The sequence below is a fragment of the Vibrio sp. 704 genome (assembly GCF_033339295.1).
Genome location: NZ_JAWOUH010000021.1, coordinates 15,562 through 35,808 on the forward strand (window position 1 = coordinate 15,562; position 20,247 = coordinate 35,808).

Genomic DNA, 20,247 nt, shown 5'->3' on the forward strand with positions numbered 1-20,247 from the left:
CCTAATTACTCCAAATCCCTTTCATTAGATTAAACATCGAGTAGTTTAAATTCTTGCGTTCATCGCCTTGCGGGTAAGGATGCTTGTCATGATGTTCTTTAGGCACATCTGAAAGTAAAGTGTCCATAACAAGCCAATCACAACTTATTCCTTTGCTTATAAGTGAGTCCTGGACAAAAGCTTCAAAAGCCCTGGCTAACATCTCGCTTCTTTCTATCCAGTATTTTCGCGCTCCCTTCTGGCCTGCCAGTTTCTGTGATTGATTGAAATACTTAGTACCAGAGCAAAGTTGCTTAGTAATGATATTCCTCATAAGGAGAATGTTTTTCCTGAACTTATCAGGTGCGTTTTCCATGTCTACGCCAGTAATAAACTCACTGATCAATTTACCCTCATATCCTCTAGACCTTGCCAGAAGAGCATCAACTCCGTGGAACCACTCGTGAGAAATTGCACCAGGTCCACTCCGCCGAGTCAAATTGATGATATTTAGGTCTGGCTCATAATGGGCGCTTGCTTTCCCCTGCCCCCTTGCGCCGAAAGCTATGCCAAGTTGTCCTCCAAGCCCTATCCATCCGTCTGGTATCTCTAATATATGAGCTAATACCTTGAATGCATAAAAGCTATTGTTTACAAACAGTTGACGTTCTTTGTCTGGCATAGAGCTCCCAAACTGAACTCCTCTAAAATTGAACGTGTTTATGAATTGTTCTGGTGTAACATCATAGCTGAGCTGTATGTTTCTTATCGTTTCGATTTTCTTTCTGGGGATATAGGGCGATACATCTAAATTCATGTGACAACGTAATGCATTTATAGCATCCGTTTCACTTTTGAATTTGTTAGGGAACTCTTCTGTTTCTTTATATACAAACCGTTTTCCTTGTATCGAGCACAGTCGGTAGAATCCCCCCTCGAAGGCCACCGGAAATAGGTCAACATTGTATGGCTTGATTGTATAAGGCCACCCTAATTTTGGCAGCAAATGAATTAAAGATGATTGTCGTAGCGTCAAGGCAAACGGAGTTTTGTAGGTTCTATTTTCACCTCTACCAACAGCGTACAATGGGTAAACATCTCTAATATGTTGCCTACCAGTTTTCTTAGGGATACCCATCCGACTCCGAAATCGTTCCGGTAGCAACTTTACATCATCATTGTCAGCTACGTTTTCAAACAACTCTTGCAAAACAAGTAGTGATTTTTCGTATGCGTTTGTCCATTGCTCTTGACTGACAGATGGCTGAGCTGGACGGGGGTTATTCCTCCAACCAGAATAGTAAACCGATAAATATGCGCATACTTCAACTGACAGACCATCATCACACAATTCTTGCCAATTAGGTTCCGGCCAAATTGATTTAAGGCTAATGTTTGTGTCGCCGTTATCTTTCCCTAATACCAAATGCTTCTTTGCAAAAGGTAAATACTCTCCGGTGTCGTCTAACTTGCCCATATAATAAGACTCTTGGTTCTACTATAGAATTACACTTATACACCAGAGAACACTTAGTTAACTAACGCGGAAATGCCCAATCTCGGCAGATTTATAATGCATGAACAAAGCCTTAAAAATCCAGCCTTCTTACCGATGCTTGTTCGCGTACTTGAGTTGGGTTCAATTGAAGTGCTTGGTTCATATGGTGTACTCCTTTCAAATGGGTACACCAACCCCAAGAGGGTGATGTACCCTCGTGGGTTATAAAAAGTGAATTAATGCTGTTTATTTATGGCGACCAGCTATCGCACATCAGCGCTCAAGGCACTTTCCTAAGAAACCTGTTTAGGATGCTTAGGAAAGCGAGGGGTTTCCCCCTGCGCTTTTGAACTATCCCAGGTTAACGACAGGGATACTTGCAACATTGACATTGAATACCCTGTCTATAACACTTTTTGCGAACTCAGCTACGGCGTATCCAATTGCCGAGTCCTTCTTATTTACACATATTTCAATTCGGGAAAAAGGAGTCAGGGGCAATGTTTCGCCTTCATGCTCAGAGCTATATTCAACAAGACATTCCCCATTTTCATCAGTACAAACATAAAGTTTATTGTTTTTAATCAAAAACCAGTCTGTAGCAAAACTATCGTGGTAAGTAAGACTACTAGTTTTTGTTACAACGACAGCCTGATAAAACCTTTGAACCTCTCCACCAGAAGCAATGTGTTCAACAACATTAATATAGTGGTATTGATATCCATCAATATTGCTATCGGTATCAATAATCACTTCCTGCCTTAATGAAGTGTTAAAAATATACTTAATCATTGTTATCTCCTTAGTTTTTAAGGAGAGAGCCCCTAGAGGGCACATCTCCCTCCAGGGTTAAACTGAAAAATTAATATTTATTCATTCAAAGTTAAAAACCATCGCTTCATTGGAACAGTAACTTCAATCATTCCATTACCACAATAAGCTCCCCAAAAGTTATAAGTAGTCTCAAACATATCGAACTCGAATAGTGTTTGAATATGCTTATCAGTAATGGGGTTAAATGGTCCACCGCAGCCAACATGCATCGCTATGCCATAATCTCGCATATCGAAATCATCTAGGTTTTTTCCACCCACAGAAGCTATCAAATTCTCACCTCTGATTTCACCTTCACGTAAAAGCAAGACTGCTTCTTCGTAACTCGCATATTGTGTCGTTAAATTCACAATATGGCCATGCTTAGGTTTGTGTTGTTCCGATAGTGATTTCAGTAGTTGCTTCACACTCTGAAATCTTGCGTAAAGCCCTGGCGTGAATTGTCCTGCGAAAGTTAAGTTCGGACAGATCAACTCAAGCATGTCGTCAGGTATAGAACTAAGCCCCATTTGCTTTGCAAGCGGCTCAGCTTTTTTCATTGCATCTTCAACTACCATTGGGTTTCGAAGATGTTGCGGCATATCCATAGTTATTCTCCTTTGGTGAGACGAACAGACCCATCAGGTTTGGTTCCCCTCAGTAATTAGATGGTCCGGTAGCTAAAATGCTACCGGAGTTTATTAACAATCTGAGCTGCCTGTTCTGCAAACGGCCCAGAGTAATGTATGTCCATTTTTTTTGAACACCAGACAGTTCCAATTATTAATTGGTTGAAGTTTCTGTCTTTGTAACGTTGACGCATCAATTCTAGATAGGCGCTCTCATCACCTTCCCACCCCAAAGGAGGTGAGAAGGGACAAGTAGCTTCGTTACCTGGCTCAGTGTTTACTTCTGCTAGGTTATACACGCCCATAAGCACCTGCCCTACGCGCAATAAACTCGCGGAGTGTACTAATCGGCGGGAATCCCATCTGTCCTTGAGTTACCAGGACATCGTTCCAATCTATACCTTTTGCACGAGGTGGAATGGGCAGCTTAGGTAACAGCACATGAACTGTATATCCTTGCTTTTCAAGCTTAGATTTCAGCACATTTGCGGAGCGTTCCCCTGTTAGCGACTTATCCTTATCTGCAAAGATAACGACAGTGTGGATGTCTAACTCGTCTGGAACTTCAAAGTTTTCCAAAAGAGTAGCATTCACTGTGGACCATGTAGGGATGTGAGTAGCACGGAACCCAGACAATGCTGTTTCCAAGCCTTCTGCCAAACCTAATACTCCTTCTGTTGGCATACCTAAGCGAACTGCACCGCCAGTGACACTCAATCCATCAGGAACAGGCATCATCTTTTTAGCGCATTCTACTTTGGCCTTCTTACCACTTTTGGTCAGATATGTACGATGTAAAGTAACCAAGTTTCCTTTCGCGTCTCGGATGGCTTGTACTGCGGCTGGAAATTTTCCAACCTCATTACCATCTTCATCGTAATAGGACATACTTGGGTGGAATCGCAGGCTGTCTGTCTGTTCTACTACATCATGTGCAAACAAAAGTTTGCGATTGACGAAATAGGCACGTAACGGCTCAGCTGCTGCACAGTTAAAGGGCAAACATTCATTCCAGATCTTCTCAATTTTTTCACAAAGGCGAGCATTGTAAACACGTTCGCGTTGAGCTCTCTTTTGCATTTCCTCTTGAAGTTCCATCAACCAAGGCTTTGACTGCTCAGCAAAGAGCGGAACAACCTTGCTTTCTGAATGTTCTTGTTCAACTACGGCTTCTTGGTGATGCTCAACAGGGCTACATGAAGAATGATTATCCTCATGTTGTTCTGTCGGAACATTTGAATCAGCCCATGACTCTTCGTTATAAGAACCAGGAGCAGAGTGAGAGACATAGCTGCTGTTTGAAACCTTTGCCTGCGCTACAGACTCTGGTTTAGCAGTACGAACACTCTTAGTTTTCACTTCAACCAACCACGTATTGCGATGTGTTTGAACTGGTTTCTCACCAATGATCTCTCCAGTGCCTTCTTCAAATACAGGCTGCATTACGGTAACAGCTTCACGTCCCAAATTTGTGAGAGTGACTTCATCACCATATACAGCACCGCATTCTCCGATTGCTCTTTCTAGATCAACGCCCCAAATCTTACGTTCATTGCCCGTTGATAAACGAATGTAAGCAAAATAGCTTGGTTCATTTATCGGGTCGTCCTGGTAAGGAGCTTGACCGTGAGCAATTAAAGTGCCCTGATACTTAGGGCGACGATTTGGATCGTATTTGGTGTTATTCACTTTTGCCGGAGCAGATTGCTGTGCTCGGCGCGGTGAACTTGTATTATTGGAGCTTTGCTGACGCTTGAAATGCTTTGGAGCCATCAACAAGTCACCAACTTGCTGTAGGCATTCAGCAAAATCCCACCCTCTTGCTTGGTTTAATAGCTCAAAGCCATCATGCCAAGAACCGCAAGAACAAATAGCACCACCTGTTTCGTGAGCATCTTTGAACATACGGAAGTCTTTTTTTCCACCATGAAACGGACATGTAACATGGGACTTTCCCGCTTTTTTGAGTGCTGGTTCCAGTTCAGGCATTAAATGCGCCAAAATGAAAAGCCATTGACCCTTAGCGAGGCTACGAACTTCGTCTGCTTTATAGAAATATGAGTTATCCATAGTGTTTCTCCTTAGCTGAAACCCCGACATCGAGGCTTCCCTAAGTCCCCCCGTATCAGGGGCTTTAGGGAAACCCCGACACCGGGAAAAAATAGCCAAGGAGGCTCCCCTACCGGAGATGCTCTCCCCGGCTGGGGTTTGATTTTGGGCTATTGACCATTAACTCTGCGTATGGCCTTACCCAAGAAGGATTGCATCAGGTGATTACCTGATGATTTGAAGTAAGTTAGCCAGTCGATCCAATTCCACTTAGCGTAATCATCAAGAGATGGAGGATTAAAAGCTCCCCAAATCTTACTGTTTACGCCTTCGCGGAGAACGTAAGCTACTTTCTCGATTACTTCTTCTTTACTCATTAGAGTAGAGATTTTGCAAGGAGGCATCATAATGAGGCTCTCTGCTTGTTCATGAGTAATCTTCTCTATGGTGCCAGCGTTGATATCCACGACAAACGCTTTGGTTTCTGGTCCTTGTTCTGACCAGATCCAATACGTTATATGAACGGGATTAACGCCAAGTCCGACCGGAACGATTTGAGTTCCAGAAGGACGCAGTAACCAAACGAATTTACCGCTTGGGTTGCTTTTGAAACGTTCGAGCTCTTTACCATCAATCTCCAAATTAGATTTGAAATGGAGAGGTAGTTTTTCCGCATTCGAAATTTCAAGCATACGTTGTTGCAGATGTTGCAGAATTGCAATGTTAGACATAGGTGTACTCCTACAGTTTGCAGGTACACCTGGCCCATGTCGGGTTGGTGTACCCGACTGGGTTATGAAGGGTGAAAGAGAACTTTCACTTAAATTGAATGCTGTTTGTTTTTAGCGACCAGCTATCGCGTCTTCACTCTCAATGAGAGTAGAATTCGTCACTTTCCGTTAGGTGCTCTATAACACCTAAGGGAAAGTGGGGGCTTTCGCCCCTCACTGTTAATCATCGTAGAAATATCCTTGCTTGTCACACGACTCTGATGCCGAATAGGCTTCATATCGCGCATTTTCGTTAAACGAAAATTTCAGAGGATAAGCAATTGAAGGCGGAGTTTGCTTTGTTAAACGTCCATTCCATTCATGCTGTTCCATTGTGCCAGATACTCCATCGACGGTGAACATTTCATCATAACCATTTATCTTTACAATCGGGAAGTCAAACAAGCCAAGAGCTTCTATCACCATCACCTTGTCTGAACAAGCATAAACTTGCTTGTTCTTATCTCGGTAAAAATCAAAGCCACAGCTCAGATAAACCCCTATGATCCGCAAAGTTTCGTCATCCATTCCAGATGCAATGTTCTTATCTAAGTTTGCTTTTGCCAGCCAGACATGGGCGTTGACTCCACCAAATATGCCATAGCCCTCGTAAGCATTTTCCTGTAATGGTTTCTGACCATGAGGTTGTAGTAAGTAAACAGTGCGAACTTGACGTCCAGAATATACATTCGAGATGCTTTCTTTTGAATCACACGTTTTCCAGCTAAAAAATCCCATAGTGTTTCTCCTTCAATTATTTAAATCGAAGGGGGTTGCCCCACAAGGGGAGCAAGCCCCCCTCTAGGGTTAAGTAAAAATGTTAGGCCGCTTTACGAACTAACGATTCCTGCATTTGATGATGTTCTGATATAGCATTTTTGAGCTGTATTTTACGAACTTCTGCTATGGCATTACTGACCAATTCGCGGCGGTAACTTCCATAACTTCTGTCATTAACATCTATAACCAGGCCACCTATAGATTCAGATGCTAGTTCCTCTTCCGTCTCTCGGTCGAGGATCTTAGCTTCCAACCTCAGATAGCGCTGCTTACCATCAACAATATCCTGTATTGTTTGTAATGCTAACTCTTCGTCCCAGCATCCAATATCAAAGTCATGCTCGGGATGCTCTTTAAGCTGGACTGTGTAGTCAGCTGTATTAAACTCCCAGGAAACAACTTCTTCGTATGGCGTACCTTCCACCAGCGCATAGCCTTCGGCTTCAAGCTGTTGGGATGTAGATTTGATGTCATGTTCGAGACGACTCACAAAGTCGTTCCAAATGCTTTGCCATCTAGTGATGTGCTCATCAGTCACTTCACCTGTTACCAGACCAGCGGCACGAATCGCTTCAAAATGCTCCTCAGAGAAACTTTCAAAATCGACTTCATGACAAAGATCCATGCAGTTATAGTGGCTGTACCGATGCCCATGAGAGTTTCGCTCAATCGACATTCTGCAACATCCTATATCTGCTTCCCTTAATATTTCCAACATAGATAATGCTTCTTTACGAACCAAAAGGTTTTTTACGCGAAGTACGGCGTTTTCACCTGCTGTATTTGGGTCATAAATTCGCAGCATAAGCTTCTCTACATCATCCTCATCGAGGTTTCCATAGAAACTCATACCATCACCTTGACAGTAACTAAGGCTGTACTCGATTGTCAGACCTTCTGGGTAGCCAAGTTTTTTCAGTTGGTTATTGAAATGAGTTTTAATCATAGCTATCTCCTTGTTTTTTTGAGGAGACACCTCCCCCTAAGGGATTGGTGCCCCCTTAGGGTTTTAATGATTTCGGATTTAATAGTTAAGCACAGATGTCCAAAAGACCTTTCCGAGCGATCAACTGATGCTCTTCAAAGTCTTCCGGTGCAGAAGTGTCATAACCTTCACCATCGCTGTAATCTGGAGTACCCAGCACGATGATGTTGCCTACAACAGGTGAATCTGCACCATGTAATATACAACCGAGCTTGATACCGCTACTGAACAGTCCTTCTTCATCAAGATAAAGACTGACTGTTTTTCCATTCGATAGCTCCCAATCAAAGCTCTGGACCATGCTACAGCCGATTAGCTTATACATAGTTTGTAATCCGTCTTCTTTTGGAATATCGACTGGAGTGCAGCCTTCTGCGGTTATTAAATAGCCTTTGTTAGTGGCCTTAGACATTGCTTCATCACAAATTGACATGGAATCCTCCAAATATGTCATTGAGGGACACCAAGGCCCCAAAGGGGCTTTGATGCCCCGTTAGGGTTTAAAGATTGGTTTACTTATACGGTCACAGCGTCGATATCTAGGTATTGGCGGCAACCTGTTTTAGGGTGACAGCGGTGGCGAAAATTGTGCTTACCACCTTGCGTACCCATGTATTGCCAGCACTCTCCAGTAACTGACTCTTCACAAACCGCGTCGCCATTATTTAATGGATGTTGGGCCAATTCGTTCCACATTTTGTCCCATTCATCTGTATTTCTTTGTACTAGTTTGAAGTCATTATTATTCATACTTCGGTACTCCCAACCCACTGCTTTCCAAGGTATGCCTCAACTCCCATACGGGCCCATTCCGAAGAGATGGTTAACATGGAAAGTGTTTCATGAGTCCAAGGTGCAGTTGGCTTGATTCGTTTGAGCTCTTTGCCTTCGAGATCTGTCAGAATAAGATCTGATTGTTCATTTCCAGCAAGAATATCTGGCTCTCCCGGACGCTGATCAGTAACAAATTTGATGTAGCAACCTTCGTCATCGCTACATGACAGCAATTTATCTACTGACAAGTTAAGTCCAGCACCGAACCATTGATCTATTGCTTCGATCTCAGGGAAATCAGATTTCAACTGAGATACAACGCCAATCATCTTGTCGAGAGCATCTTGGAACTCCAGCGCATTGCCAGCTGCCACTTCAAGTTTGCACTTGATATATGCAGCGTAGGTATCGCAGGCTTTCACCAGTTGCTGTTCATAGCCACCTGGGGCAAATGCTTCCGCGACTGCACCTTGAAGCTCCAAAGGTAGCGTGTGAATTAACTGCTCCTCAGCAGCTTTTTCAAGTCGCTCGAACTCCCTCGCCAAAGTGTCATTAGCCTTTTTTACTGGCGTCACAACATCCTGACAGAGAACTTCGGCTACATCATGTAGTGCTGCGTGGGAAAGCATTTTGGCAAGATCGACCTTGTTCCCCTTTTGGTTTGCGACATGACCAGCGAGAAGAGCAAGCAACGTAACGGTAGCACTATGCTCCAAGACTGATTCAGGCTGTACTGAATGCATCAGTGACCAGCGTTTTATCAATCGTTGACGCAAAGCAAGTGCTAGGAATCCATAGTTTGAATTTGACATAGTATCCTCCAATGAAGTTTGAAGGGTACACAGTTACCACATAGGTCCCGTGTACCCATGTGGGTTAAGTTGTGAGAGTCCTTGTGGACTGTTCTTGAGGTGTATTTTCGGCCTGACACCGAAATATTTAATCAGATTTCTGATGGAATGTATTCCATTCAGAATGTAGTTGCTGCTTGTAGGCCAGCTACCTTTCAACGTCAGCAAAGCCGACATTTTTTTTAGTCTATCGCCAATCCAAATGGTTCACGAAACGTCTATTTGCCCTTTTAGGGCGTTTGGTTCTCATAAGTAAAAAACCCCAGCAAAAATGCCGGGGTTTTTGTTTACTAAGCCACTAATCACATCAGACATCAGCCAGTGTTTGATCACATACAGCTCTCCACCGTGCTTAGTGATCACTACTTTTGCTGCTGAACCGCCAAATTTGGCAATATTTGCAGCGCGAATGAATAACGGGTGTTTCATCAGCACAAACTGACGCAAGCATGTCAAGTTGATGTTGCATAGTATCCTCCGTAAAAAGTATGGAGGGCGCACGCCCCCACAGGGACATACACCCCCGTGGGTTTGATATTGAAATATTAAGGAATGATCGGCAGCCAATTATAAATGCGATATGCAATGTATAAACAAGGCACTCCAAATACGAGCCCCCAGAACTGCGCTACTGCATATTGTTTTGCATTCTCAAACCATGCGGCCATATCGGTAAGTAACGGGGGCCAGTCAAACGAAATGGCGACCAAAAGCGGCACCAAAACACACAAACTACCCACAACAGTCAAAACCGATACAATAATATTTCGTTTTTTATGATCGTATTGATACATAAGCTTATTTCCTTCTAGAGTGGGCTCAGAAGCACCCTTCTGGAGCTTCTGAGCTTTTGGATAGGCGTTAGCCTAAAATGATGGGAGTGATCCCAGTGAAAAAACCAAGAATGCCGAGTAATGCGCCTACCACTCCAAGACGGATTGATAAGCGAATAGAGAAGTCAGGGTGGAACCAGAACCACTGGTAAATTTCCCACCAGCGAGCTCTCCGCATTTCCAGTGATACCTCTTCTTTAAATTTCACTCCAAGAGCATCAACGGCATCGTAATCAAGACCAACAGCATTTTTGGTAATCGACATTGTTCCTGGGTTGCCCATTACATATCGAATTACTTTTGTGCCGTTATCGGGGTTATAGATCACTACTGGCTCACGTCGAAAGAAACGATTAGGATCTTTTCTCTTTGAGTCTACGTTTCGGTTATTTAACCGGACGATATTGTGACCTAAACCTGAATCTTCCATTGGAAGACGAACTACAGATTCAATTTTCATAATTGTCATCTCCATGTTGAATGGAGATAGCCCCCGGCAGGGACTATCCCCACGCGGGTTACAATAAGTACTGTTTGTTTTTGGCGACCAGCTATCGCACATAAGCGCCAAAGGCACTTTCCGAAGAATCCTGCTCTAGGATGCTTGGGAAAGTGCGGGGATATTCCCACACTTACCGCTCATTGAGCATTACTCCTGACGCATCTCATTCTTTGCTCCTTGTAAGGAGATCACATGCGTCGGATCTTCTTTATTTATATCAGCCCAAACCCGCAATTGGAGATTTCCAGCGTTGTTTTCTATCAACAATGGAAATCCAACGTTATCCTCAGAGTTGCAATCTGAGTAGCCTTTAGCACTTAGCAAAAGCTCACCACCGATATTGCCTATCTCAACCGAGGCCGAGACTTTATCACCTAACCCATCGACCAGATCGGTTATATCAGTTTGCAAGGCTGGTTTGTCAAGCGAGTACATCTTTTCGCATAGCGTGTCGATCTCTTCTCCGCTCAACGGCTTTTCGTCAGTAAAATGAGGAAGTCTTGCAAAGAAATCAGACAATTCCTTTGGGTTCGATTGCTCCATCGTCTCCTGCATCCAACGTAACGCGGCCAAAGCCATATTTAGTTCTTGGCTGGTTAATGCTTTCATTTTCCTTCACCTTTTAGTTGTGGGAAAACAAGTACCCAGAGGGCGCTTGTTCCCCCTGGGGTTAATTTACATGCCAGATCAAAGGTACTTGAGCCCGGCTGTTTTGGGATATGTAATGTCAGCAGCTTTGACGTCCGTCAGCAGAGCTTCCAGAGCTTCACCCTGTAGAGTAAATCCAGCAAACACCGCTACGTCGTCGAGCTCGTCACGCCATTGCATTGTGCTATCGAAGTGCTCGATGACACCATGCTCCACCATGATTGGCCGCAGCTTCTCATCTCGTTTCTCACAGCATTCCTTGTACCGGGCATAGCGTAGCTTGTCCTGGTACGCATCCTCAGGCAGGTCTTCGACCGTTCCGAGACAGCTATAAGGAGCTGGGTAGACGATGGTTTTCACACCATTTGAGACGCCTTTCATATCTTTATGAGTGTGCTTCCAGATCAGTTCAATTTGCTCTGGAGTACGCTCTGTTTTATTCACTTCTGTCATGACACTACTCCCTACTTGCGCGAATCTTTACTGGTGAACTGTTCAAACGTTATAGACTCAATCTTTTGAATCTGTTGGCGTAAGGCTGCTAAGCAATCGTGCTTAGCTCGCTCAAAAGCATCAGTCTTGTTGCGCTCGTGTGGGCGGGGCAGATAGTATCCGTCGATCTTCTCTACCGCGCTTCGTAGTGCATATCGGTTTAATTTAGTCATTTCTCTCTCCAGAGTTAGAGAGGGAGCTGTGCCGCACAGGGCGTCAGTTCCCCCTGTGGGTTTGTGTTAATAGGTATCAGACAATTGACATGCCGACTTGTAGTTCACCTTTATAGTCTTTGGGAAGATCTGCAAGCTCCCAAGACATACAAGGCGTTGATACTGGCGTGGTGATCATACAAACATTGTTGCGAACGATGTAATTATAAACACCCCACTCGGCATACTCAGGTTCTCCTTCTTTTGATAAAGCCCATTCGTTACCGAACTGGTCTTCACACAAGTAAACATCGAATTCTGAGTCATGCTCATCAGCTTGTTTAACAACTGTCAGTTTGTGTACGGTTGCAATTTGATCGAATTTTGACATATCTATATCTCCATAAGTTTTTGGAGATAGCCTCCTGCCGGAGAGCTATCCCCGGTAGGGTTATTAGTAATGCTGTTTGTTTTTGGCGACCAGCTATCGCACATCAGCGCACAAGGCACTTTCCAAAAACGTCTCTAACAAACGCCTTTAGAAAATGTCAAGAATGACACCAAGAGGTAAGGATGCAGAGCTATCAAGCTCCGCATCCACCTTAGAGTAAGTTAATTCATAAAGAACAATGAATTAAAATACCATTTTCACTTTTCGCTGCTTCAACTCGCTTGTTTAAACGAAAATCGAAGCAAGCATCCAGAATTTGTCTTTGAAGATACTTAACAAGCTCTCCTGCACTTCGAACTGTTTCTCGTGAACCATTTAATGGCTCAACAAAACAATCATCGTACCAAGAACACGCATCTGGATTATCATGGACATACTTTTTCAACATGCACCAATCTAATGGAGATATAGTTTCTCCCTGCTTAATATTTCCGACGATGCCTTCTATACGTGAATGAATCACCCCGGCTTCGTTATAGCCACTGGGTTCTTGCATTTCGTCATATGGCCCATCATCAATATCGCCACAACCAGCCGGACAGCAATTTGCATCTATGCCGTGGGAGCAATAATGAACGTCATCATTCCAATGCTCTTCATGGCTTTCAGTTTGCTGCTCCGCTGTAATGACTTCGTAACCGTAATTTTCAGCAAGCTTGATAACCTGTTCTTTAACTCCTTTAGGTAAGTCGAGAACAAGGTTATCAATCGCATCTATATACCGGTTTGCGAAGAGTTCATAAATCAGTCCACATCCTTTGTGAGCATCTTGAGCAAGCTTTTCAACCTTCTCAGGGTAATTCTCACAAGGCCACTGGTTTACCTTTTCAAAGTGGTCAATTAACTCATCCAACTCCCAAAAGATATTGTTTATGACTGTACCGAAGACCAAATCGTCTCGGCCAGCTGCGTTGCAAACTGTTTGTATGACAGAATACATATCACTTAAATATGTCACTCTACCAGCTGGACCATCTACAAATTCAGGTTCAAGCTCATCCCCTGTTGAGTGGTAAACAGCTGCACATTTTAGAGCTTCCGTATACGAACCGTGTTCAGCACGATAAATAGATAATTTACACATAGATTTCTCCTGGTAAGGCTGAGGAACCCCTTCTGGGAATCACCTCAGCTATTGGTAGTGTTAAGCGGCCATAACGCGAATTTCATCTCCAGCCATTTGGATTGGAATTGATTTTGCTGGTTGATGACCGCAACTTGTGTCCGGACCATCCGCCGCAGCGAAATAGACCGAATTGTTCATTACATTGATAGGCATACCCAAGGCTTCACCTGCTGGTGCGAGCTTGAGCATTCCTGATCGTTCGATTAAAGCCGGAGCCCAGTGGAAGTCTTCGCCGCCGATATAAGGCTGCTCGGTATCCACCACTTCGACTAGTACCGGAGTCTTGTCCGCCAGCTGCCAGCAGCTTCGGCCTAATTCGTAGGCCAGAGCTTCAAACGCAGGAAAGACAATAAAAGAATCTTGTGAGGTGTGAATGTCGTGTTAAACCATATCGCTTTTCCACTGAAAGCTGAAAAAATCCAGCCCCCCGCTTTAGCTCGATGATTTATAGCTTCTTTTTGTGAATCAAACTCAATAAATTTAGCGGCCATAGGTGTCTCCTTAGATAAAGAGCACACCTGTACCCTACGGGCACAAGTGCGCCCGTGGGCTAGTGTTTGAAATGAACTACCTCATAGGTTTAGGCAGATTCTTGAAGTTTAAGGTTGTCGAGGCAAATTGCATGATATAAGCGATGTCTCTGATCTAGGAGGAAATCCTGATCTGGCCGCCATGTGCTGCGATTGTATTCCTCAGTAAAACCGTTATAAGCGTTTACTTCTGCTGGGGACAATTTCTTACCTGTGTACACACAGGAAAGCCGTCCTACCTCGACAATAGACTGTTTGGGTAGTGGGGTATTAGCCTCTTCAACAGTGTATGAGCGCTTTGTTCGATGGTCGATAATCTTGGACTTTAATTGCTCGTGATTTAGACCTCGTAACGATATATACATGCCTTTCTCCTAAATTAAAGGAGCGGAACTATCCCATAGGACGTTTCCGCCCCTATGGGGTTTATATTTGTTTCTTGATTATGTATTTGTATGGGGGAGAGGTTACTTCGCTTTCCACAAGTTGATGATCCATGTGGCGACAAAAGTCAGGTATATCTCTCGTGGTAGCTGGGTCATCAGCTTTCACTTCGAGTGTTTCTCCTGGCCCCATACGACGAATTGCACGACGAACCACCATTAATGGCTCAGGGCATCGCAATCCCATCACGTCAATAAACTGATCTACATTCATTGGTTATCACCCTTGCCTATAGCAGTCTAATCACGCGACAGAAGACTTACTGTTTTCTTCGTAGCGCATTTTCGCTTGTTCGTTTAAATCAAGTTCACCGTCTTCTAGCTTTAGAATATTTTCTAGAAGATTGGCTTTGTGCATTAAAAGTTCAGCAACAGCCTCATCAATATCCTCGATTATCTGTTTCTGTTTTTTGATGGTGTAGCTATTCAGTTCTTCAACCAGAGGCCACGCTACACTCGAATGAGTATTTAGTGTGGGATATTCTGCTTCAACCTCACAGACAACGCCATTGGCACCTTCTCGACAGTGTGGATAGCCTATACGTAGACCAACGCATCGGTCTAGTTTGGGATAAACACAGAACTCCAAAGGGGTGCGATTAGTAAAAATATCGTTAGTGTTTTTAGACATGATCTTCTCCATGCAATTATTGGTTATTGACGGAGAGCTCCCGACGGGAGGCTCTCCCGTCAGGGTTGATATATTGCTGTTTATTTGCGACGTCCAGCTAACGTACTCAAGCACCAAAGGCACTTTCCAAAAAAGTCTCTATGTACGTACAAACTGCTTTGGAAAGCGAGGGGGCATTTCCCCCTGCGCTTGTTATTTCTACCTTATAGTTTCCTACAAGGCTACATCGTGTGATTCACATTGTTCGATATTCGGCCAATAATAGATTGTACCTTTGCCCATTTGATCTTGACGTGGTGTACCTAGAAATTTGAATAAATTTCCCATGCAACTTGCCACTGCTGAAAGATCTTTTCCTGGGGGGACATCTATCCCAAGACAAGTACGACCATACATAAACCGTCCAGAATATGAACGAACATGGAATTTAGTTTGCTCACTCTCAGGTTCATCTCGATTTACCTTATCTACAGCAAGTACTACCGCTTTGTTTAGAACGATAGTTTGACACGCCTTATCAAGCTCACCGAAGCGTTCAACGTCGATACCACAGAACTTATCAAGTCCCGAGGCAGCATCATGAACAATCAGTTGCTTGGTGTCAGCCAATTCATTTTCCATCGGCTTCCAAATGTTTTCAGCCTCTTTATCAATGAATTGCACTACCTCATGCCATGACCAAAACTCAACATCATCTCTGATGGCACAATGTTCAGGTTCTCGATCTTGCTGCATACATTCCAGCAAAAGCAAATAGCCGTCATACCATGTTCCTTTATATTCATTATTGAATTTAAGGACTTGTGCAGCGGCCAATCCAATTGCTTTCTGTTTCAGTGAAGTAGTCATTGTAATCTCCTCGAACTTGGAGGAGTCCACCAGCAGGTGATCCCCCTCCTGGTGGCTACTTATTTCTTTTAGCTAACTGTCTGAGTGTGTATTGGCAAAGGTTACGCACTTCATCAGGGTCGTAACCAGATAACACACAACAGGTAACAAATGAAAATGGATGAACTTCATCAGAGTTCAACCATTCATAAGCTTCATCTTTTGCTTTTTTACCAGAGCGTCCGTCAGCAAGGACATTTAAGCTATACCGCAAAAATGCCTCTCTTAGCTCTTTAATCTGCCCATCAGTCCAGGTTTCGATTTCAGTTTCAAACTCTTGCTCGACTGTACGATCAGAACATGATGCTACGATTGTTAAGGGAGTAACCTTTTCAATCGGCTCTTCATCATTTTCTAATAGCAGATCATCAAAAATGAAGGGGAGTTGTAATTGTGCATCGTAGGTTAATACGCTTGCAGTATTCACGGGTTGCTCCTAAAAATTTAATTGAGAGGCAACCCACTCCCAAAAGGGCATAGGTATGCCCCTTTGGGGTTAAGTTTCATATGTTAAAATCCAACAATCTGAGAGTTAATTTGCTCTTCCAGCCAAAGCTCCAATGATTCGAGCTCTTTTCTTTCCGACGATGAATTTGCTTTTAAAGCATCACATCTAACGGCCAGCTGCATCGAGCGAACTTCCTCTACAGTTTCCACGTTGTTTCCAGCAAACATAACTAGTTGCGAATTTGGCATGGTCATAACTCACCTCCCTGAGTTTATAAGCCAGTATCTAATGCCTAGATTCAAGGTTGGCGTTAAACCAATCTGCGGGACATTCAATCACCGCATGGGTTACGACATCTCGCTCTGAGTAACCTTGAACCAAAGCATCGGTACACTTCTCAGGAGAAGTACCTTGAGGGACCAACAATTCAAGATGAATTCCATCCGAACCAACCAAATCATCCCCGTAAGGGAAGCCATTGATCGTTTGGTTGTGTCGCTTACACCATTTAATGATATTGGCAATACGACCATGCTCATCTTGACTAGCTATTCGTTTATTCAGCTTCATTGGACACCTCCTGACATGCACCTAGTTCTACCATGCTTTGCATACATAGCTGGTTCATATCCATTGTGAGTGTGTCATTTATGGCCGAATAAACGATCCCCTCTTTCGCAAGTTTTAACACCTGTTTCAACAGAGAAAGAATAGATTGAGCCTCATCGTCTATACGATCTGCTATATCTTTCCATTCCCAATGTTCAAATGGTTGCCATGCAGTTAAATCGGGCTCTTCACCTTTCTCAACGCATTCTATTAGGTACTCGTAAGCCATGAACCAATTGTCAGCACTTCCTAATTCTGACAGGTACTGAGCAGTTGCTTGGGCGTATGCGAGTTCTTCTAATTTTGGCTTGGTGGTTAAGGACATTCTTAAACGCTCTAGAGCTTCTTCTGCATCATTACGAGTTAAGAAGAAGTGTTCTACAGACGAACGGCAACGTTTGCCTTCCGCATAGTAAAGAATGCTTTCCTCTGTACAATCTGGAGTGGCTAAACCGTACTCCTCAATTGTTACAGGCTTGATGGTTAATGACTCGTCACACAATTCATAAACAACAACAGGGAAAGTGCTATTGCGGTAAAAATCGTGATGGTATTGATTGGTCATACATATTTCCTCTTTGTAAAGAGGAGCCCAACCCGTAGGTTAAAGCTCCTCAGGGTTGGGGTTAGATATCGACAGTTACATCTGACGTTGCTGTAGCACAGCAAGGCAAAATTTCACCATCATTAAGATATGCTATAGGTTCAGCACGGTAAGAAATGTTCCCTCTTACCAGCTTGCACCGACATGCTCCGCAATACCCATTTCTGCATTGCGACTCAATAGCGATACCTTTTCTTTCTAGTTGAACCAGTAACGTACTTGTACTGGCTGGTAAGTTGACATGCATTGTCATACTCCTTATTTGAGGAGCATGACTCCCAGCAGGAGAACATGCCCCGCCAGGGTGGTTAATAGATGTGATTTTGCTGTTTATTTGCGACGTCCAGCTAACGTACTCAAGCACCAAAGGCACTTTCCAAAAAAGTCTCTTTGTAAGTTCAAACTGCTTTGGAAAGCGAGGGGGCGTTTCCCCCTGCGCTTATTACCCTGAAACGGTACGTACTCCGATTTCTCGGAGTATTAGAGTATTTCGACATAAATTCGAGAATTTTTCTAATGTGGAACTGCCCTTTCTAGGTGTCAACATTAGCTTTCACTCTGTTAGGGTATAAACCCCAGAATCCACTCGAACAAAATATCGTTCATCTTGCAGCACTTGACGAACCTTGGCTTGCCAGTGTTCGTTTTGTCGGTGTTTCGCGTAAGGTGCAATTTGTTGGTAAATGGCATCTAACGATAAGGTTTTACCCTGTAACACTCGACGCAACACTGCTTTCCATGTAACTCCAACCATATTGGCCGCACGTTTATCTGCTACTGGGATAAGCGAAAGCGATGATGATGCATTTTGCTTTTTGAATACCAGTAACTTTTCATGGGCGATACGAACCAGCTTACTGTTATTGCTGTAGTTGGTCCGGTCAGAGACACAGTTGTGTTGTACCTTGATGATCTCATCAACGAGTTTACCTGGAGCCAAACGCTCAACCAGACTGGACAAGTTATAATACTCGCCTTTACGTCGAAGGTTTCCCATCAAAATACCGTAGTGACCTCCCGGTTCACAGGCATCATGTATATTCATAATGGCTAATTCTAGAGCTTCCACGAACTCTGGCAACGATAGACGGCTCATATCCCATTTATTGGGTTCACCATACATATTGCCAGAAAAAGTGATCATGTCTGCATAAGGGGGGTGCCACCAAATAAGGTGGGCTGGCTCCCCAAGAAATGCAGACAGATCATCTCGCAGCAAATTAAACCCCTGATGCAAGTCTGTACCAATAAAACGAACTTTGAGTTCATTTGCCACATCAGTACTGGTTCCTCCCCCAATACTAGGGTCAACAACTAAGCCATTAGGTTTCATCATATATGACTCAATAAAGTCTTTAATGATGTGTCCGGTGCAATTACCTCGATACTTGTTGTCGCCATAATGACCACGATTCGGGTAAGAGCAAACAGATGTAGTAAACATGGTGTGTCCTCCTTGTGGTGGGCACACCATGCTCCCTATAGGGGCAATGGGTGCCCCTATAGGGTTAAAGGTTGTCGGTGTACCATGCATCAAGGTTTTCGTAATCCTTACGATATATCTCCTTATTGGGAGCTGTCATAAAGACCACATCACCTTCACAGTAGGTACACAATTTGAGCTCACGCTCGTTATACCAGAACGCACTATATGACGAGTCTTGATGAGCAATTCTCCAAGAGTCGTTCAGGTAGCAATTCCAAAAGGTTAGTGTATCTCCTAGTGGAAAGTGACTACGTTCGATAATCGAACCATGCTCTGTTTGTTCTGGTTTAACTCGTCCTGTTTTAAGTCGCTTCTTAATGATGCGTTTGGCACGGTTCAGCAGTGCAAATAAGCGAGCATTGTCACTGCTATACCACTGTGGATTACGCTTATTCCAGTAGAATTTTGCGTGAATCTCACCAGATAAGCGCTCCATTTCATTACGGTTTAAAGTATCTAAGAAACGGCGCATTGCCATGTCATGATTAAGCGTTGATTCTAAGGATGCGAGTGTAGTCATTGTGATTCTCCAGTTAATAGAGACCACTGCCCATTCAGAGCAAGTGGCCCCGAAAGGGTTATTTAAGGACAAGTGAAATTTGTGTTGGCGCAACGTTTAACTTGAAATAACGCTTATTAGCTTTATACGCTAAGTCAAACCAACCTACCGGAATGGATACGCTGCCATCATCACCACCAAATATCATTCGAGCAGTTTCGTAAAAGTCGTCATCTTTGTCAGGATTACATCCGTGAGCATAGACAACAGCACCTCTTGAGCGAGGACTTTCTTTTACATCTGCGTTGTTCAGAAGATACAAACCTTGATCTTTTACCAATAGCAACTGCGGTTCGACTAAAGACTTGTCTATCTGGCTGGAGTCCGGCCATCCAAAATCTTTGTGTTCCTCATCGTTTCCATTGGAATCAACAACTTTGCCTGTTTTGTATAGAGCAGGCTTAAAGAGATCATCCATTGTTGGTGAATAACTTTTCGTCTTATTAAGCTCATCCACCAGCAGTTGTACTTCTTTCATGTTAAATTTTACGATTGCCATAATGGCCTCCATTAAAAATTGAGAGGCCAGCAATGCCCTAGAGGCTTTGATGGCCCCTTAGGGTTTAGGATTTAATTTATTCCTACAAATACATTTAGAGCGCGTTTGATATCTAGCTCAAACTCATCCAAGCATGGCATTGATGCATCCATCTCGTCATACCCTTCTCGCTCTATAATTCCCCAAAAACAATCTGAAAGATTATCAACCAAATCAAA

General features: G+C 43.5%; 31 protein-coding genes. All 31 read right to left on the bottom strand.

Translation table 11 applies throughout. The annotated features are described in order from the left end of the window. Position 1: 1 nt before the first annotated feature. A complete protein-coding gene (locus R7R24_RS20375; protein ID WP_014386778.1) occupies positions 2 to 1,456 on the bottom strand; it encodes an LPD1 domain-containing protein in 1,455 nt (484 codons plus the stop codon). 372 nt (positions 1,457 to 1,828) lie between these two features. Beyond that, positions 1,829 to 2,269: a hypothetical protein gene (locus R7R24_RS20380; RefSeq protein WP_014386777.1), complete on the bottom strand. Its 441-nt coding sequence runs from the start codon at positions 2,267 to 2,269 to the stop codon at positions 1,829 to 1,831. 77 nt (positions 2,270 to 2,346) lie between these two features. Continuing rightward, positions 2,347 to 2,898, bottom strand: a complete 552-nt coding sequence (locus tag R7R24_RS20385; RefSeq protein ID WP_032073025.1) for a hypothetical protein — start codon at positions 2,896 to 2,898, stop codon at positions 2,347 to 2,349. Between the two features lie 312 nt (positions 2,899 to 3,210). Continuing rightward, the gene (locus R7R24_RS20390; RefSeq protein WP_041154738.1) at positions 3,211 to 4,989 is read right to left on the bottom strand and encodes a toprim domain-containing protein; all 1,779 of its coding nucleotides are present in this window, start codon (positions 4,987 to 4,989) and stop codon (positions 3,211 to 3,213) included. A gap of 149 nt (positions 4,990 to 5,138) precedes the next feature. Next, positions 5,139 to 5,699, bottom strand: coding sequence for a hypothetical protein (locus R7R24_RS20395; protein WP_014386773.1), 561 nt, complete (start codon positions 5,697 to 5,699; stop codon positions 5,139 to 5,141). Between the two features lie 219 nt (positions 5,700 to 5,918). Next, complete coding sequence (locus tag R7R24_RS20400; protein WP_014386772.1) at positions 5,919 to 6,476, bottom strand: hypothetical protein; 558 nt, start codon at positions 6,474 to 6,476, stop codon at positions 5,919 to 5,921. An 82-nt stretch (positions 6,477 to 6,558) separates the two neighbouring features. Further along, positions 6,559 to 7,464, bottom strand: a complete 906-nt coding sequence (locus R7R24_RS20405) for an NgrC (protein ID WP_138221991.1) — start codon at positions 7,462 to 7,464, stop codon at positions 6,559 to 6,561. Positions 7,465 to 7,549: 85 nt separating this feature from the next. Further along, on the bottom strand, positions 7,550 to 7,936 hold the full coding sequence (locus R7R24_RS20410; protein WP_014386770.1) for a hypothetical protein: 387 nt from the start codon (positions 7,934 to 7,936) through the stop codon (positions 7,550 to 7,552). Between the two features lie 83 nt (positions 7,937 to 8,019). After that, complete coding sequence (locus R7R24_RS20415) at positions 8,020 to 8,253, bottom strand: hypothetical protein (protein WP_014386769.1); 234 nt, start codon at positions 8,251 to 8,253, stop codon at positions 8,020 to 8,022. Then, complete coding sequence (gene yfbR, locus R7R24_RS20420; RefSeq protein ID WP_014386768.1) at positions 8,250 to 9,089, bottom strand: 5'-deoxynucleotidase; 840 nt, start codon at positions 9,087 to 9,089, stop codon at positions 8,250 to 8,252. Before yfbR ends, R7R24_RS20415 begins: the two co-directional genes overlap by 4 nt. A gap of 285 nt (positions 9,090 to 9,374) precedes the next feature. Next, positions 9,375 to 9,557: a hypothetical protein gene (locus R7R24_RS20425; RefSeq protein WP_138221989.1), complete on the bottom strand. Its 183-nt coding sequence runs from the start codon at positions 9,555 to 9,557 to the stop codon at positions 9,375 to 9,377. 116 nt (positions 9,558 to 9,673) lie between these two features. Then, positions 9,674 to 9,922, bottom strand: coding sequence for a hypothetical protein (locus tag R7R24_RS20430; RefSeq protein ID WP_014386766.1), 249 nt, complete (start codon positions 9,920 to 9,922; stop codon positions 9,674 to 9,676). Positions 9,923 to 9,989: 67 nt separating this feature from the next. After that, positions 9,990 to 10,421, bottom strand: coding sequence for a hypothetical protein (locus R7R24_RS20435; RefSeq protein WP_014386765.1), 432 nt, complete (start codon positions 10,419 to 10,421; stop codon positions 9,990 to 9,992). Between the two features lie 189 nt (positions 10,422 to 10,610). Continuing rightward, on the bottom strand, positions 10,611 to 11,072 hold the full coding sequence (locus R7R24_RS20440; RefSeq protein WP_014386764.1) for a hypothetical protein: 462 nt from the start codon (positions 11,070 to 11,072) through the stop codon (positions 10,611 to 10,613). A 78-nt stretch (positions 11,073 to 11,150) separates the two neighbouring features. Beyond that, positions 11,151 to 11,564 (bottom strand): hypothetical protein, encoded by a 414-nt coding sequence (locus tag R7R24_RS20445; protein WP_014386763.1) that lies wholly within the window; start codon positions 11,562 to 11,564, stop codon positions 11,151 to 11,153. An 11-nt stretch (positions 11,565 to 11,575) separates the two neighbouring features. Beyond that, positions 11,576 to 11,776 carry a hypothetical protein gene (locus R7R24_RS20450; protein WP_014386762.1) on the bottom strand — a complete coding sequence of 67 codons (201 nt, stop codon included), beginning with the start codon at positions 11,774 to 11,776 and terminating at the stop codon, positions 11,576 to 11,578. Between the two features lie 76 nt (positions 11,777 to 11,852). Beyond that, the gene (locus tag R7R24_RS20455) at positions 11,853 to 12,146 is read right to left on the bottom strand and encodes a hypothetical protein (protein ID WP_014386761.1); all 294 of its coding nucleotides are present in this window, start codon (positions 12,144 to 12,146) and stop codon (positions 11,853 to 11,855) included. 226 nt (positions 12,147 to 12,372) lie between these two features. After that, on the bottom strand, positions 12,373 to 13,290 hold the full coding sequence (locus R7R24_RS20460; protein ID WP_014386760.1) for a hypothetical protein: 918 nt from the start codon (positions 13,288 to 13,290) through the stop codon (positions 12,373 to 12,375). A 60-nt stretch (positions 13,291 to 13,350) separates the two neighbouring features. After that, entirely contained in the window at positions 13,351 to 13,521 is a 171-nt protein-coding gene (locus R7R24_RS20465; protein WP_159408529.1) for a hypothetical protein, read from the bottom strand. A gap of 122 nt (positions 13,522 to 13,643) precedes the next feature. Next, complete coding sequence (locus R7R24_RS20470; protein WP_014386758.1) at positions 13,644 to 13,823, bottom strand: hypothetical protein; 180 nt, start codon at positions 13,821 to 13,823, stop codon at positions 13,644 to 13,646. Positions 13,824 to 14,288: 465 nt separating this feature from the next. Continuing rightward, complete coding sequence (tusA, locus tag R7R24_RS20475; RefSeq protein ID WP_014386756.1) at positions 14,289 to 14,519, bottom strand: sulfurtransferase TusA; 231 nt, start codon at positions 14,517 to 14,519, stop codon at positions 14,289 to 14,291. 30 nt (positions 14,520 to 14,549) lie between these two features. Continuing rightward, positions 14,550 to 14,936, bottom strand: coding sequence for a hypothetical protein (locus R7R24_RS20480; RefSeq protein ID WP_014386755.1), 387 nt, complete (start codon positions 14,934 to 14,936; stop codon positions 14,550 to 14,552). Positions 14,937 to 15,149: 213 nt separating this feature from the next. Beyond that, positions 15,150 to 15,785, bottom strand: a complete 636-nt coding sequence (locus R7R24_RS20485; protein ID WP_014386754.1) for a hypothetical protein — start codon at positions 15,783 to 15,785, stop codon at positions 15,150 to 15,152. Between the two features lie 55 nt (positions 15,786 to 15,840). Then, the gene (locus R7R24_RS20490; RefSeq protein WP_014386753.1) at positions 15,841 to 16,251 is read right to left on the bottom strand and encodes a hypothetical protein; all 411 of its coding nucleotides are present in this window, start codon (positions 16,249 to 16,251) and stop codon (positions 15,841 to 15,843) included. A gap of 83 nt (positions 16,252 to 16,334) precedes the next feature. Further along, complete coding sequence (locus tag R7R24_RS20495; RefSeq protein ID WP_014386752.1) at positions 16,335 to 16,526, bottom strand: hypothetical protein; 192 nt, start codon at positions 16,524 to 16,526, stop codon at positions 16,335 to 16,337. A gap of 31 nt (positions 16,527 to 16,557) precedes the next feature. Next, positions 16,558 to 16,842, bottom strand: coding sequence for a hypothetical protein (locus R7R24_RS20500; protein WP_014386751.1), 285 nt, complete (start codon positions 16,840 to 16,842; stop codon positions 16,558 to 16,560). Continuing rightward, positions 16,829 to 17,446 carry a hypothetical protein gene (locus R7R24_RS20505; protein ID WP_014386750.1) on the bottom strand — a complete coding sequence of 206 codons (618 nt, stop codon included), beginning with the start codon at positions 17,444 to 17,446 and terminating at the stop codon, positions 16,829 to 16,831. Before R7R24_RS20505 ends, R7R24_RS20500 begins: the two co-directional genes overlap by 14 nt. Positions 17,447 to 17,507: 61 nt before the next feature. Further along, complete coding sequence (yfaE, locus tag R7R24_RS20510) at positions 17,508 to 17,732, bottom strand: class I ribonucleotide reductase maintenance protein YfaE (RefSeq protein WP_014386749.1); 225 nt, start codon at positions 17,730 to 17,732, stop codon at positions 17,508 to 17,510. A 306-nt stretch (positions 17,733 to 18,038) separates the two neighbouring features. Beyond that, the gene (locus R7R24_RS20515) at positions 18,039 to 18,929 is read right to left on the bottom strand and encodes a restriction endonuclease subunit M (RefSeq protein WP_014386748.1); all 891 of its coding nucleotides are present in this window, start codon (positions 18,927 to 18,929) and stop codon (positions 18,039 to 18,041) included. A gap of 64 nt (positions 18,930 to 18,993) precedes the next feature. Continuing rightward, positions 18,994 to 19,491 carry a hypothetical protein gene (locus R7R24_RS20520; RefSeq protein WP_014386747.1) on the bottom strand — a complete coding sequence of 166 codons (498 nt, stop codon included), beginning with the start codon at positions 19,489 to 19,491 and terminating at the stop codon, positions 18,994 to 18,996. Between the two features lie 58 nt (positions 19,492 to 19,549). Continuing rightward, positions 19,550 to 20,029 (bottom strand): DUF3085 domain-containing protein, encoded by a 480-nt coding sequence (locus R7R24_RS20525; protein ID WP_014386746.1) that lies wholly within the window; start codon positions 20,027 to 20,029, stop codon positions 19,550 to 19,552. Between the last annotated feature and the right edge of the window lie 218 nt (positions 20,030 to 20,247).

Bases quoted from the DNA above. Each gene is read 5' to 3' on its own strand.
- R7R24_RS20375 (WP_014386778.1), bottom strand. From the start codon at position 1,456: ATGGGCAAGTTAGACGACACCGGAGAGTATTTACCTTTTGCAAAGAAG.
- R7R24_RS20380 (WP_014386777.1), bottom strand. From the start codon at position 2,269: ATGATTAAGTATATTTTTAACACTTCATTAAGGCAGGAAGTGATTATT.
- R7R24_RS20385 (WP_032073025.1), bottom strand. From the start codon at position 2,898: ATGGATATGCCGCAACATCTTCGAAACCCAATGGTAGTTGAAGATGCA.
- R7R24_RS20390 (WP_041154738.1), bottom strand. From the start codon at position 4,989: ATGGATAACTCATATTTCTATAAAGCAGACGAAGTTCGTAGCCTCGCT.
- R7R24_RS20395 (WP_014386773.1), bottom strand. From the start codon at position 5,699: ATGTCTAACATTGCAATTCTGCAACATCTGCAACAACGTATGCTTGAA.
- R7R24_RS20400 (WP_014386772.1), bottom strand. From the start codon at position 6,476: ATGGGATTTTTTAGCTGGAAAACGTGTGATTCAAAAGAAAGCATCTCG.
- R7R24_RS20405 (WP_138221991.1), bottom strand. From the start codon at position 7,464: ATGATTAAAACTCATTTCAATAACCAACTGAAAAAACTTGGCTACCCA.
- R7R24_RS20410 (WP_014386770.1), bottom strand. From the start codon at position 7,936: ATGTCAATTTGTGATGAAGCAATGTCTAAGGCCACTAACAAAGGCTAT.
- R7R24_RS20415 (WP_014386769.1), bottom strand. From the start codon at position 8,253: ATGAATAATAATGACTTCAAACTAGTACAAAGAAATACAGATGAATGG.
- yfbR (WP_014386768.1), bottom strand. From the start codon at position 9,089: ATGTCAAATTCAAACTATGGATTCCTAGCACTTGCTTTGCGTCAACGA.
- R7R24_RS20425 (WP_138221989.1), bottom strand. From the start codon at position 9,557: ATGAAACACCCGTTATTCATTCGCGCTGCAAATATTGCCAAATTTGGC.
- R7R24_RS20430 (WP_014386766.1), bottom strand. From the start codon at position 9,922: ATGTATCAATACGATCATAAAAAACGAAATATTATTGTATCGGTTTTG.
- R7R24_RS20435 (WP_014386765.1), bottom strand. From the start codon at position 10,421: ATGAAAATTGAATCTGTAGTTCGTCTTCCAATGGAAGATTCAGGTTTA.
- R7R24_RS20440 (WP_014386764.1), bottom strand. From the start codon at position 11,072: ATGAAAGCATTAACCAGCCAAGAACTAAATATGGCTTTGGCCGCGTTA.
- R7R24_RS20445 (WP_014386763.1), bottom strand. From the start codon at position 11,564: ATGACAGAAGTGAATAAAACAGAGCGTACTCCAGAGCAAATTGAACTG.
- R7R24_RS20450 (WP_014386762.1), bottom strand. From the start codon at position 11,776: ATGACTAAATTAAACCGATATGCACTACGAAGCGCGGTAGAGAAGATC.
- R7R24_RS20455 (WP_014386761.1), bottom strand. From the start codon at position 12,146: ATGTCAAAATTCGATCAAATTGCAACCGTACACAAACTGACAGTTGTT.
- R7R24_RS20460 (WP_014386760.1), bottom strand. From the start codon at position 13,290: ATGTGTAAATTATCTATTTATCGTGCTGAACACGGTTCGTATACGGAA.
- R7R24_RS20465 (WP_159408529.1), bottom strand. From the start codon at position 13,521: ATGCTCAAGCTCGCACCAGCAGGTGAAGCCTTGGGTATGCCTATCAAT.
- R7R24_RS20470 (WP_014386758.1), bottom strand. From the start codon at position 13,823: ATGGCCGCTAAATTTATTGAGTTTGATTCACAAAAAGAAGCTATAAAT.
- tusA (WP_014386756.1), bottom strand. From the start codon at position 14,519: ATGAATGTAGATCAGTTTATTGACGTGATGGGATTGCGATGCCCTGAG.
- R7R24_RS20480 (WP_014386755.1), bottom strand. From the start codon at position 14,936: ATGTCTAAAAACACTAACGATATTTTTACTAATCGCACCCCTTTGGAG.
- R7R24_RS20485 (WP_014386754.1), bottom strand. From the start codon at position 15,785: ATGACTACTTCACTGAAACAGAAAGCAATTGGATTGGCCGCTGCACAA.
- R7R24_RS20495 (WP_014386752.1), bottom strand. From the start codon at position 16,526: ATGACCATGCCAAATTCGCAACTAGTTATGTTTGCTGGAAACAACGTG.
- R7R24_RS20500 (WP_014386751.1), bottom strand. From the start codon at position 16,842: ATGAAGCTGAATAAACGAATAGCTAGTCAAGATGAGCATGGTCGTATT.
- R7R24_RS20505 (WP_014386750.1), bottom strand. From the start codon at position 17,446: ATGACCAATCAATACCATCACGATTTTTACCGCAATAGCACTTTCCCT.
- yfaE (WP_014386749.1), bottom strand. From the start codon at position 17,732: ATGCATGTCAACTTACCAGCCAGTACAAGTACGTTACTGGTTCAACTA.
- R7R24_RS20515 (WP_014386748.1), bottom strand. From the start codon at position 18,929: ATGTTTACTACATCTGTTTGCTCTTACCCGAATCGTGGTCATTATGGC.
- R7R24_RS20520 (WP_014386747.1), bottom strand. From the start codon at position 19,491: ATGACTACACTCGCATCCTTAGAATCAACGCTTAATCATGACATGGCA.
- R7R24_RS20525 (WP_014386746.1), bottom strand. From the start codon at position 20,029: ATGGCAATCGTAAAATTTAACATGAAAGAAGTACAACTGCTGGTGGAT.